The organism is Bradyrhizobium erythrophlei, from assembly GCF_900142985.1.
Taxonomy (GTDB): domain Bacteria; phylum Pseudomonadota; class Alphaproteobacteria; order Rhizobiales; family Xanthobacteraceae; genus Bradyrhizobium; species Bradyrhizobium erythrophlei_B.
The window spans coordinates 7,211,336-7,223,580 of the sequence record NZ_LT670849.1; the positions used below are offsets into that span (position 1 = coordinate 7,211,336).

At 62.8% G+C, this 12,245-nt stretch carries 8 protein-coding genes; 5 read left to right on the plus strand and 3 right to left on the minus strand.

Going from position 1 to position 12,245, the window contains the following annotated elements:
- Positions 1-182: 182 nt before the first annotated feature.
- Positions 183-1,496, minus strand: a complete 1,314-nt coding sequence (locus BUA38_RS34680; RefSeq protein ID WP_072825243.1) for an N-acetylmuramoyl-L-alanine amidase — start codon at positions 1,494-1,496, stop codon at positions 183-185.
- A gap of 697 nt (positions 1,497-2,193) precedes the next feature.
- Between BUA38_RS34680 and BUA38_RS34685 the strand changes: the two genes are divergently transcribed.
- Positions 2,194-5,256, plus strand: a complete 3,063-nt coding sequence (locus BUA38_RS34685) for an Rne/Rng family ribonuclease (RefSeq protein WP_072826669.1) — start codon at positions 2,194-2,196, stop codon at positions 5,254-5,256.
- A 78-nt stretch (positions 5,257-5,334) separates the two neighbouring features.
- On the opposite strand, the gene BUA38_RS34690 is transcribed toward BUA38_RS34685, so the two are convergent.
- Complete coding sequence (locus tag BUA38_RS34690; protein WP_072825245.1) at positions 5,335-6,666, minus strand: dicarboxylate/amino acid:cation symporter; 1,332 nt, start codon at positions 6,664-6,666, stop codon at positions 5,335-5,337.
- Positions 6,667-6,919: 253 nt separating this feature from the next.
- Positions 6,920-8,110 (minus strand): pyridoxal phosphate-dependent aminotransferase, encoded by a 1,191-nt coding sequence (locus BUA38_RS34695; RefSeq protein ID WP_072825247.1) that lies wholly within the window; start codon positions 8,108-8,110, stop codon positions 6,920-6,922.
- A gap of 115 nt (positions 8,111-8,225) precedes the next feature.
- On the opposite strand from BUA38_RS34695, the gene BUA38_RS34700 reads away from it, so the two are divergent.
- From BUA38_RS34700 to aroQ, 4 genes are all read left to right on the plus strand, one after another.
- A complete protein-coding gene (locus tag BUA38_RS34700; RefSeq protein ID WP_083587888.1) occupies positions 8,226-9,716 on the plus strand; it encodes a M48 family metalloprotease in 1,491 nt (496 codons plus the stop codon).
- 34 nt (positions 9,717-9,750) lie between these two features.
- Positions 9,751-10,512 (plus strand): DsbA family protein, encoded by a 762-nt coding sequence (locus tag BUA38_RS34705; protein WP_072825249.1) that lies wholly within the window; start codon positions 9,751-9,753, stop codon positions 10,510-10,512.
- A gap of 230 nt (positions 10,513-10,742) precedes the next feature.
- On the plus strand, positions 10,743-11,522 hold the full coding sequence (locus BUA38_RS34710; RefSeq protein ID WP_072825251.1) for a DUF1236 domain-containing protein: 780 nt from the start codon (positions 10,743-10,745) through the stop codon (positions 11,520-11,522).
- A gap of 254 nt (positions 11,523-11,776) precedes the next feature.
- Positions 11,777-12,244, plus strand: a complete 468-nt coding sequence (gene aroQ / locus BUA38_RS34715; protein WP_072826670.1) for a type II 3-dehydroquinate dehydratase — start codon at positions 11,777-11,779, stop codon at positions 12,242-12,244.
- Position 12,245: the final 1 nt, after the last annotated feature.

The window sequence follows — 12,245 nt, forward strand, 5'->3', positions numbered from 1 at the left end:
GCGCCGAATGACCAGCGCTCCTGTAGAGGTATTTTCCGCACCCCGGTCATCGCTGGCCGTTGCTGGATTATACCACACGCCACCGCAACGCGAACAACGCCGATTCCTCAAGGTTCCGTGGCGTTTATAAGGCCTCCGCTGTGGCCAAACTAGGGCCTCGCCGAGTACCGCCTCATACGCCTTTAATTCCCGTTTCCTGCCGTCGCCAGCCGCTTGGCGAAGAACGCGTCGATCGCGTGCGCCACCGATCCTACCGTGCGGGAACGCCAGTTGTCCGATTGCAGATGTTCGAGATCATCCTTGTTGGAGACGTAGCCGAGCTCGACCAGGACCGACGGTACGTCCGGCGCCTTGAGCACCCGGAAGCCAGCCGACTTGAGCGGGTGCTTGTGCATTCGCGTGACCGTCTTCATCTCCCCCATCAAGAGCCGCGCGAAACGGTTGGAAAATGTGCGGGTTTCGCGCTGGGCAAGATCGATCAGGATATCGGCAACCTCGGTGGGTTCTTCGGTCAGGTTGACGCCGCCGATGGCATCAGCCCTGTTTTCGGCCTCCGCGAGTTTTTCGGCCTGCGCGTCCGAGGCACGGTCGGACAGCGTATAGATCGTGGCGCCCTGCGCGTCGCCTTCGTGACGCGGCAAGGCATCGGCGTGAATGGACACGAACAGCGAGGCCGACTGGCCGCGCGCGAACTTCACGCGGTCGTCGAGCGGGATGAATGTATCGTCGGTGCGCGTCATTACGACGCGGTATTTCCCGTTCTTCTCGATACGCTCACGCAAGGAGAGCGCAAAGGCCAGCACGATCGCCTTTTCACTCGCGCCGTCCCATTGCGTGCCGTTGTCCGGGCCGCCATGACCGGGATCGATCACGATCACCGGACGCGTGTCGGACGGTGAGGCCTGAGAGCCAGACGCCTCGGGCTTCGCCGGCCCGGTCGATACCGGAAGCGTTGTATCCTTGGCGTCAGCGATCGCGGGCCGAAGCTCGGGCCGGTTTTCGGGCGCCAGCAGTTGGACGAAGGTGGTCCGATCGACCTCCTCCAGGTCGAGCACAAGCCGCGCCGGTTGACCGTTGACGGCCTGGAGCACCGACGCATTGGTGATTTTGGCAGGTCCGGCGAGATCGATGACGATCCGCGAACCGCCGGGCATCACGAGGCCATAGCGGAATGCCTTGATCAGGCCCCGGCCCGTCGCGCCGATCCCTGGCGGGAGCTGAAACGTGACCTGCGGCAGGTCCACGACGACGCGGTAGGGGTCGGCCAGCGCGAAGGCGTGCACCGAAATCGGCTGGTCGATATCGAGGATCAAGCGGGTCTGTTTGCCGTCGCCGGCCAGACGAGCGTCGGAAGCGATCGGGAACCGGACGGTGGCGACCGGCTTCGGCGGCTGCGCTTCGACGGCGGAGGCCTCGCCAAGCGCAAACCATAGCAATGCTGCGGCGCACACTGACGCAAAACCCGATAATACAAGGTGATTTGGGCGGCCCGCCACCTGATCCGTGCCTCCGAGCCAGTCTATTACCGCAATAGGGCCACAGGGTTAATCGTGCCTTAAACATTATCCGCCGAAAAGACGGGAGTGTTACTGTCCGGCTACGGCTCCCTTGCACGGAGAGGCCGATCCACGTATGTATGTGGTGCTGACGGTCAAAATTCCCGGTTGTGTCGCGATCAGCCTCTCGGTGCAGCGCAGGAACCTCCCACAACGGAGATTTCAGCGTCTTTCCAGCCTCTTCGGAGCCAGCGCGAGCCGCGCGGCTGACAGGAGGGGCGGTTTCAGGCCCGAGCGGCGTCCGCTCCCAGGTCACAGCTTGTTCCAGGGACGGTTGATATTCGACCTAACCGATTATCGGGCCTCAAGACCCCGATTTGGCGATTGTGGCGTGCGCTTTGGCGCAAGGCCAAGCCTTCAGCGATCGACAAGGCGGCGCTTTTGCCGCCCAAAATTACTCAGACGGGCCGACGCTTAATGCGCCAGACTGTGTTGCCGGCACTCCAGGGAAAGATATCGCCGATGCGGGGCGCAAGCCGCGCACGTCGTTGTCGCTCCCCGGAAACGTGTTCGGCGAGGCGCTCGACGACGCGTTTCGGCCTTCCCCTCACCCCCGAATCAGGTGGACCGTCGCGTCATCCGGCCGTGCAATTTGCGCGTGCCGCTCTGCGCGCCCGCCGCCGTCAAGAGTTACAAAATGCCCAACAAGATGCTTATCGATGCCACCCACCCGGAGGAGACCCGGGTCGTCGTGGTCCGCGGCAATCGCGTCGAAGAATTTGATTTCGAAACCGCGCAACGCAAACAACTGCGCGGCAACATTTATCTGGCGAAGGTCACCCGCGTCGAACCGTCGCTGCAAGCCGCGTTTATCGAATATGGCGGCAACCGCCACGGCTTTCTCGCTTTCAGCGAAATTCATCCCGACTATTACCAGATACCGGTCGCCGACCGTCAGGCGCTGATCGAGGCGGATGAACGCGCCCATCGCGAGGCGGAAGAAGAATCCGAAAACCGCGCCAGCCGCCGCCGTTCGCGCCATCGCTCATCGCGACGCCGCGGCCACGGCGAGCGGGTTCAGAGCGAGGTCGTCGACTCCTCCAGCTTCGACCGCTCGGCTGAAGGATCGGCCGGCGAGGCTCACGCCGAGGGAGGCCACCACGACGAGCACCTCCACGAGGGTGAACATCACGCCGAACACCACGAAGAAGCTGCGCATGATCACGACCACCATGATCATGACCACCACCACGACGATCACGAACATGCGTCGGACCACGAGCATCACGACGATGAACATCATCACGACGATGCCCATGCCGAAGCACCCGCGCTTTCCGCCGACTCGCGCGTAAGCGAGGCGGAAGCCGCTGTCGATATTTCGGAGGCCCTGCGGGAGGCTCCCGAAGAAGGCGCGCACGATGACGACGCGCCCGAAGGCCATGCCAGCGACGAGGCCACGGCGGACGAGGTTGCGGCGGAAAACGCCGCTCATGCCGGGTATGCGAGCGAACAGCGCGCCTCTCATGAAGAACATGCCGCATCGTCCGGCGAGGCGCATCCCGCCGCCGATGGCGAAGAAGCGCACGAAGAGGAAGGCGACGAGGTCGAGGAAGAGCTTGTCGAATCCGTCGGCGGCGACGACGTGCTGGAAGAGGTGCCGGAGCGCGCGTTCCGTCCGCGCCGTCAGTACAAGATCCAGGAAGTCATCAAGCGGCGCCAGGTCATGCTGGTGCAGGTCGTCAAGGAGGAGCGCGGCAGCAAGGGTGCGGCGCTCACGACCTACCTTTCGCTCGCAGGCCGCTACGCGGTCTTGATGCCCAATACCGCCCGCGGCGGCGGCATCAGCCGCAAGATCACCTCCGCCCAGGACCGCTCGCGGCTGAAAGAAGTGGTGCAGGACCTCGACGTGCCGGAGGGCATGGGGATCATCCTGCGCACCGCCGGCGCTTCCCGCACCAAGCCCGAAATCAAGCGCGACTTCGAATACCTGATCCGGATGTGGGAGACGGTGCGCGACATGACGCTGAAGTCGCAAGCGCCGACGCTGGTCTACGAGGAAGGCTCGCTGATCAAGCGTTCGCTGCGCGATCTCTACAACAAGGAAATCGACGAGATTCTGGTGGCGGGCGAGGCCGGCTACCACGAAGCGCGCGACTTCATGAAAATGCTGATGCCCTCCAACGTGCGCGCCGTGAAGCAATATCGCGACGGCCAGCCGCTGTTCTCACGCATGGGCGTGGAGAGCCAGCTGGACGCGATGTTCTCGCCGACTGTGCAGCTGCGATCGGGGGGCTACATCGTCATCAACCAAACCGAGGCGCTGGTTTCGATCGACGTCAACTCCGGACGCTCGACACGCGAACATCACATCGAGGACACCGCGCTCAAGACCAACCTCGAGGCGGCGGAAGAGGTCGCAAGACAACTCCGCCTGCGCGATCTCGCCGGCCTTATCGTCATCGACTTCATCGACATGGACGAGAAGCGCAACAACCGGTCGGTCGAGCGCAAGCTGTCCGATTGCCTGCGCCAGGACCGGGCGCGAATTCAGGTCGGGCGCATCTCGCATTTCGGCCTGCTCGAAATGTCGCGCCAGCGCATCCGCGCCAGCGTGCTTGAAAGCTCCACCGAACCCTGCTCGCAATGCGGTGGCAGCGGCCACGTTCGTTCGGTCTCCTCGGTTGCGCTGCAATTGCTGCGCGGCCTCGAGGAAGTTCTGATGAAGGGCGCGACCCACAATCTGGTGGTGCGCACCCGCACCGACGTCGCGCTTTATGTTCTCAACCACAAGCGCGGCCATCTGCGCGATCTCGAAAACTCCTTCAAGGTGACGCTTGCCGTGATCGCCGACCCGACCGTGAGCGGTCAGCAGTCGTATGTGATCGATCGCGGCGAACAGGTGCACACGCTGGAAGCCGCCAAGGCGCTGCTGGTGGCACAAGCCTCCGCCGCTCCGGCGGTGGTGGAAGAAGCCTTCGACGACGAGGAGTTTCTCGACGCCGAGTCCGAATCGGAGGTGGAAACCGAAGAGAGCGAGGGGCTTTCCGACGAGTTCGCCGGCGGCGAAGCAGGTTCGGAGGCCGCAAGCGACGGTCCGCGTCGGCGGCGGCGCCGGCGGCGGCGTGGTCGCGGCGGCGAGCCCCGCGAAAACGGCGCGCCGCGCGACGACAATGCGTTCGCGGAAGCCTCCACATCGCCCGAGGCCGAACTGGCCGACGACGAAGCCGACAACGACGAAGGTGACGAACAGCCGAACCAGGCCCGTGCCGATCAAGGATCAGGCGAGCGGCGGCCGAGACGCCGCGGCCGTCGTGGCGGACGCCGCCGGCGTGGCGGGACTGAAGAAGGCCTTGCCGGATCGATTACCGACGAGCTCGGACCCGTTTCCGCGCCGGAGGCCGCGAACGCGGTGGCCGACTTCGATGAAGTGACATCGCACCTGTCGCCTTCGTCGGACCAGTACGCACCCGAACCGCACCCCGTGGAGCCGTTACCTGTTCAAGCCTCGGCGCCTGTTCAAGCCGCGGCCGAGGCGGATGCGCACGAGTCCGAGAAGGCTGCGCGGCGCCGTTCGACGGTGCGCGAAAAGGTGAGCTTTGGCTCGCATGCCGCGCCGGAGCCCGCCCCAGCCGGTTACAGTCAAGCTGAACCGCCGCCGGCGGCCGAAACACCGACTGAGCCGGCTCCCGAAGCAACGTCAGACACTTCGCCGCGTCGCGCGGGATGGTGGTCGCGGCGCTTCGGCGGCGGCGAATAGGTTCTTCGACGCGAGATACAAAAAACCGCCCGGCAAAACCGGGCGGTTTTTCCCTGGAAGATCTGCTGGATCTGCTGGCTAGCTGGTCGTGACTGCGGTCTCGATATCGGTCGGATCGACCTGCTTGTTGAGATTGGCTTCCAGGCGGCCGCGATCGAGTTCGCCCTCCCACCACGACACCACGACACAGGCGACGCCGTTGCCGCACAGATTGGTCAGCGCACGGCACTCGCTCATGAACTTGTCGATGCCAAGCACGATCGCCATGCCCGGCACGAGACGGGGATCGACCACGGCAAGCGTTGCAGCCAGCGTGATGAATCCCGCCCCTGTAATTCCCGAAGCGCCCTTCGAGGTGAGCATGGCAACGACCAGGATCGTGATCTGCTGCCCGAGCGTCAGATCGAAACCAAGCGCCTGCGCGATGAAGAGCGTCGCCAGCGTCATGTAGATGTTGGTGCCGTCGAGATTGAAGGAATATCCGGTCGGCACCACAAGGCCGACGACCGACTTCGAGCAGCCGAGCCGTTCGAGCTTTTCCATCAATGACGGCAGCGCGCTTTCCGATGAAGAGGTGCCGAGCACGATCAGGAGTTCGTCCTTGATATAGGCGAGGAACTTGAAGATCGAGAAGCCGACGACGCGCGCGATGATGCCGAGCACCACGATCACGAACAGCCCGGCGGTGAGATAGAATGTGGCGATCAGGCCGACCAGATTGAGGATCGCGCCGGTGCCGAACTTGCCGATGGTATAGGCCATGGCACCGAAGGCGCCGACCGGCGCAGCCCGCATGACGATCGAAATGACGCCGAACACGCCCTGCGCGGCATCATCGATGAAGGAGCGCAGCGTGTGGCCGCGCTCGCCGAGCGCCATCAGCGAAAAGCCGAACAGGATCGAAAACAGCAGGACCTGCAAGATCTCGCCGTTGGCGAACGCGCCGACCACCGTGTCCGGAATGATGTGCAGGAAGAAGTCGACGCTCTTTTGCGCTTTGGCCTGCTCGGCATACGTGGCCACCTTGTCGGCGCTCGCCATCGCGCCGCCGAAGCCCGCGCCGGGGCGGACCAGGTTGCCGACCACAAGCCCGATCACCAGCGCGAAGGTCGAGACGACCTCGAAATACACCAGCGCCTTGATGCCGATACGGCCGACCTTCTTGGCATCCTGGATGTGCGAAATGCCCGACACCACCGTGCAGAAGATGATCGGCGCGATCACCATCTTGATCAGCTTGATGAAGCCGTCTCCGAGCGCCTTGACCCAGTCGCTGGTGGCGAAATCCTGGAACTTCCAACCCACGAGGGCGCCAAGCACGATGGCGATCAGCACCTGGATGTAGAGAATCTTGTACCAGGGTTTGGCCGGGCGGACCGCCGCTGGTGTGGTTACAGTTGTGGGCGCCATCGCACTCCCCTCCCCAGATTTTCTTGATTTCAAGCCAAAATCGATTGGCCGAGCCGTGTCAATGCCGACTAGTGGTCCGATTCTAACATTCGCATCCCGTTTCAGCGGCCACTTTTGCGAATGTTAGAATCAAAGGACCACTAGCAAATATAGGCTTATAGTGGAGTTTTGGATTTGACATTCGCTTGCCGAACTCGCGGCTAGGTTGGTAGCGAATGTCAAATCCACTCCACTAGCCTTCGTTTTGGCCGCGTCACTTCAGCCATTGGCCAATGCGCTCCACCGCCTCACGCATTTCCTGCGCCGACCGCGCATAGGAAAAGCGGATGAACTGCCGCCCGTGAATGGGATCGAAGTCGACCCCTGGAGTGGCTGCGACATTCGCCTTTTCCAGCATTTCGCTCGCGAATTTGAAGCTGTCGGATGTGAAGTCCGAAACGTCGGCATAAAGATAGAACGCGCCGTCGGCGGGCAGAAATTTGGTCAGGCCGGCGCGTGGCAGGCCCTCGATAAGGATGCGCCGGTTCTCCAGATAGCCGCGCTTCACCTCCTCCATCTCCGCCGAGCCGTCAAAGGCGGCTTCGGCCGCGATCTGTGACAATGTCGGCACGGAAATCGAGAGGTTCTGCTGCAATCGCTCGATCGGCCGCACCAGCGGTTCGGGCACGACCATCCAGCCGACGCGCCAGCCGGTCATGCAGAAATACTTCGAGAAGGAATTGATCACGAGCGCGTCGGGAGAGAGTTCCGCCGCCGTCACCGCCGGGAACGCGTAATCGAGGCCGTGATATATCTCGTCCGAGATGAACCGGATGCCGGCGGCTTCGGCCGCCGAAATCAGGCTGTTCAACGCCTCCCGCGACATCATCGTACCGGTCGGATTGGCGGGGCTTGCGACCAGGACACCCTTGAGCGGCGCCTTGCGGTGTGCGGCGAGCAAAGCTTCTCCCGTCAGCGCGTGGCGGGTCTCGCTCGATGTCTCGATCAATACCGGCTCGCAACCCAGCGCGGTGAGAATATGCCGGTACGGCGGATAGCCGGGAACGGTCACCGCGACCCGGTCACCCGGCTCAAACATCGCCATGAAGGCCAGGATGAAGGCGGCCGAGGAGCCAGTGGTAATCACGACCCGGCTGGAATCGACGGCAAAGCCGTAACTTTCGCGATAGTGGCGCGCAATTCGTTCCCGCAAGCTCGGGGTTCCCAGCGCTGCGGTGTAGTCGATCCGCATCGAATCAAGCGCGGCATGGGCCGCCCGGATGGCTGTTTTTGGCGCCGAGGCAGCGGGCTGCCCCACCTCCATATGGATCACGTGGCCGCCCGCGGCCTCGATCCGGGCCGCCGCCGCCATCACGTCCATCACCATGAACGCCGGCACATCGCTGCGGCCGGAGGCTGCGGTCAGGACGGTTTTGGCTCGTTCGCTCAATGTCGCTTCAAGCATCGATATCTGCTACAGGTTTCATGTTCCGGTTCTGACGCCCCAGACTAGCCTTATTCCACGGATTGTTAGGGCATATCGCGGATCAAACCCGCCGCCAATCGATAAAGACTTGTTGATGCTGTTGCGACTAGCCCTTCTCCGCAAAACGACCAGATTGACAGCGATCGCCACCGCGATCGCCCTTGTCGCGGCCCCGACGGCCGCCTTCGCCCAGGAAGAAAAGCTCGCGATCCTGCGTGACACCGAGACCGAGCAGCTCCTGCGCGACTATACGAAGCCGGTCCTTCGTGTCGCCGGCCTCGAGAGGCAGAATATCCAGGTCACGATCATCAATCAGCCCGTGTTCAACGCATTTGTCGCCGATGGCCGTCGCATTTTCGTGAACAGCGGCGCATTGATGCAGTCGGAGACGCCGAACCAGATCATCGGGGTGCTGGCGCACGAAACCGGCCACTTGGCCGGCGGTCACCTCTCGCGCCTGCGCGAGCAACTGGCCGCGGCGCAGACACAGATGATCATTGCGATGCTGCTTGGCGCCGGTGCGTTGGCCGCGGGCGCGCGCAGCAACAGCAATGTCGGTCTGGCGGACGCAGGTGCTGCCGTGCTCGCAGGACCGCAGAACATGATCCTGCGCAACCTGCTTTCCTACCAGCGCCAGCAGGAGGAGAGCGCCGACCGCGCCGGGGTCAAGTTCCTGACCGCGACCGGTCAATCCGCGAAGGGCATGTACGAGACCTTCAAGCGCTTCACCAACGACAGCCTGTTCTCCGCTCACGGCGCCGACCCCTATTATCAGTCGCATCCGATGCCGGCCGAACGCGTCGCCGCGCTGGAAGAACTCGCCCGCTCCAGCCCCTATTGGGACAAGAAGGATGATCCTGCGCTGCAAATGCGCCATGACATGGTGCGCGCCAAGATTTCCGGCTTTCTTGAACGCTCCGATACCGTCTACCGCCGCTACCCGCTGTCCAATACCAGCCTGCCCGCGCGCTATGCCCATGCGATCGCGACCTACCTTCATGGCGATTTGAACAACGCGCTCGGCCAGATTGACTCGCTGATCCAGGTCCAGCCCAACAATCCCTATTTCTACGAGCTGCGCGGCCAGGCGCTGCTTGAAGGCGGCAAGCCGACGGAAGCCATTCCCTCGCTGCGCAAGGCGGTCACGCTGTCCAATAACGCGCCGCTCATCGAGATTTTACTTGGACAGGCGCTCGTGGGGGCCGACAACAAGGCCTACACTGAGGAAGCGATCAATATCTTGCGCAACGCGATGGCCCGCGAGACCGAACAGCCGCTCGGTTATACCCAGCTTGCGATGGCGTTTGCGCGAAAGGGCGATCTGGCGGAAGCCGATCTCGCATCGGCCCAGGCGGCGTTCCTGCGCGGTGACAACAAGACCGCGCGTGATCTCGCCTCTCGCGCCAAGACCCGGTTTGCTATCGGGACGCCCGGATGGGTCAAGGCCGACGATATCGTGCAGGCCAAGCTTGCCGGCGGAAAGAAAGACGGACCCAAATTTCAGTTTCAGACAGGATCATCTCAGGATCGAACAGGTCGCTTTTTAGGCCCCGCGCGCCAACCCGATTCTGATGCGAACCAGTAACGCCCCGAATTAGAGAAAACCGAGGAACCATCCGATGTCCCCGCTCCGCCTACTCTCTCCCGCTTTGCTTGCGCTCGCGCTCTGCGCGGCGCCCGCCTCGGCCCAGACCTTTTCCGACGGTCAGCGCGGCGAGATCGAGACGATCGTGAAGAACTATCTCATCGCCCATCCGGAAGTGCTCGAAGAGGCGATGAACGAATTGAACAAGCGCCAGGCCGCCGACGAGGCTGCAAAGCACGAAGCGAGCATCACGGAGAATTCGCAGGCGATCTTCAATTCGCCCCGCAACGTGACGCTCGGCAACAAGAGCGGCGACGTCACCTTCGTCGAGTTCTTCGATTACAATTGCGGCTACTGCAAGCGCGCGATGACCGACATGATGGACCTCATGAAAGCCGATCCGAAGCTCAAGGTGGTGCTGAAGGAATTTCCGGTGCTGAGCGAAGGCTCGGTGGAAGCTGCGAAGGTCGCAGTCGCGGTGCGGATGCAGGATCCCGGCGGCGCCAAATATCTGGACTTCCATCAGAGGCTGCTCGGCGGCCGCGGCCCGGCCGACAAGGCGCGGGCGCTGGCAGCGGCGAAGGAAGCCGGCCTTGACGTCGCCCGCCTCGAAAAGGACATGGCAAGCCCCGAGGCGAAAGCTACGATCGACGAGAACTTCAAGCTCGCCGAATCGATGGGCATGAACGGCACGCCGAGCTACGTCATCGGCAAGCAGGTCGTCGTCGGCGCCATCGGCGTCGAGGGACTGAAAGAGAAGATCGGCATCGCCCGCTGCGGCAAGGTGACCTGTTAACCGCTCAGCGGCACTGAGTCGCACATCGCGCGAACTTCTTTGGTGAGAGGCCGGCGATATCGCCGGCCTCTTTGTTTTGCGGACATTGCCGCGTTGTGACTCCGCGTAGCACTCCGCGTTTATCGGCGGTTCATCAAACAAAAGCGATGGAACCATCAAAATGGAGGAACATCGCCACCCCCCTTTCGTTGTCGCGCGGGCAGTGCAAACTTCGTGAGGAGGAATTTTCGATGAATAATCGCTTGATGATGTCAGTCGCAACTGCGGCATTGATCGCCGGGACCGGTTTCGCCAATGCACAAGGCATGGGTGGCGGCCGTGAAGGCGGAGCCGCCGGAGGCGCAGCGACGCAGCAGAGCGCACCGTCGTCACCGTCGGGCGGCGCAGCGAGCCATGAGACTGCGCCGGGTGGCATGAAGTCCGGCCAGGCCGAACCAAAGGGCGGTCCGGCCAGTCATAGCGCGCAGCAGGAGAAGTCCGGCTCGATGGGCGCGAGCGAGAAGTCCGCTCAGTCCGGGGAGAAGTCACAGGCTCAGGAGAAGTCGGCCCAAGATACCAAGGGCGACATCAAGGGCGGCGAGCGCTCCAAGAGCTCGCAAAACGACAAGGCCGCCCCCGGCAAGGACATGAAGGCCGAGAGCCGCGAAGACCGCAGCGGAAACCGTGCGGAGGAAGGCCGTCAGGATCGCAACAACACGACCATGGGCGCGAAGGAAGGCGAGCGTTCGCAAACGACCGGCCAGGCTGGTGCGGGCGCGAAGCTGACCACCGAGCAGCGCACCAAGGTCACGACGGTCATCCGCGACCAGCACATCGCGCCCGTGACCAACGTCAACTTCGCGATTTCGATCGGCACCCGCGTGCCGCGTGAGGTTGGCTTCCACCCGCTGCCGGCGGAAATCGTGACCATCTATCCGGACTGGCGAGGCTATGAGTTCTTCCTCGTCCGCGACCAAATCGTGGTGGTAGATCCGCGAACCCTTGAGATCGTGGCCGTGCTTGACGCCTGATCCTAAGTTCTGACATCGCGAATCCGGGGCGGGTCCTAGCGGCCCGCCCTGTTCGTTTGGCCGTTTGCGCTACCGCTGCGTCGGCCGCATCCATCGACCAACCATCATGGTAAATGAATGGTTTACGTCGGTTTTGTCAGGGTTTTTCCCAACTGGATGAGGCATTTGGGAGCGGCCCCCTCCAGGCTAAAGGCTTCCCTCCCGCCGGTTTGTTACCTATAACCCGCCTTCACCGCCACATGACCGGTACCTGGATGGCCAAAACCGCTGCCGATACGATCTATGTGCTCAACGGTCCGAACCTCAACCTGTTGGGGACCCGCGAGCCCGAAACCTACGGCCACGCCACGCTCGCCGATGTCGAGAAGCTGTGCGCGGAAGCCTGCGCCAAATACGGCTTCAAGGCCGACTGCCGGCAATCCAACCGCGAGGGCGAGCTGATCGACTTCATTCACGACGCGTTTGCCAAAAAAGCGGCGGGCATCGTCATCAACCCCGGCGGTTATTCGCACACCTCGATCGCGCTCCACGACGCACTGGTCGCGGTGAAAATCCCGACGGTCGAGGTCCACATCAGCAACATCCACGCCCGCGAGAGCTTCCGTCATCACTCGTTCACGGCGAAGGCCGCCTTCGCGACGCTTGCAGGTTTCGGCATTGACGGCTACCGCCTCGCGATCAACGGTCTTGCAGCCAAGCTCGGCGTCAAAGCCAAGCCTTGAA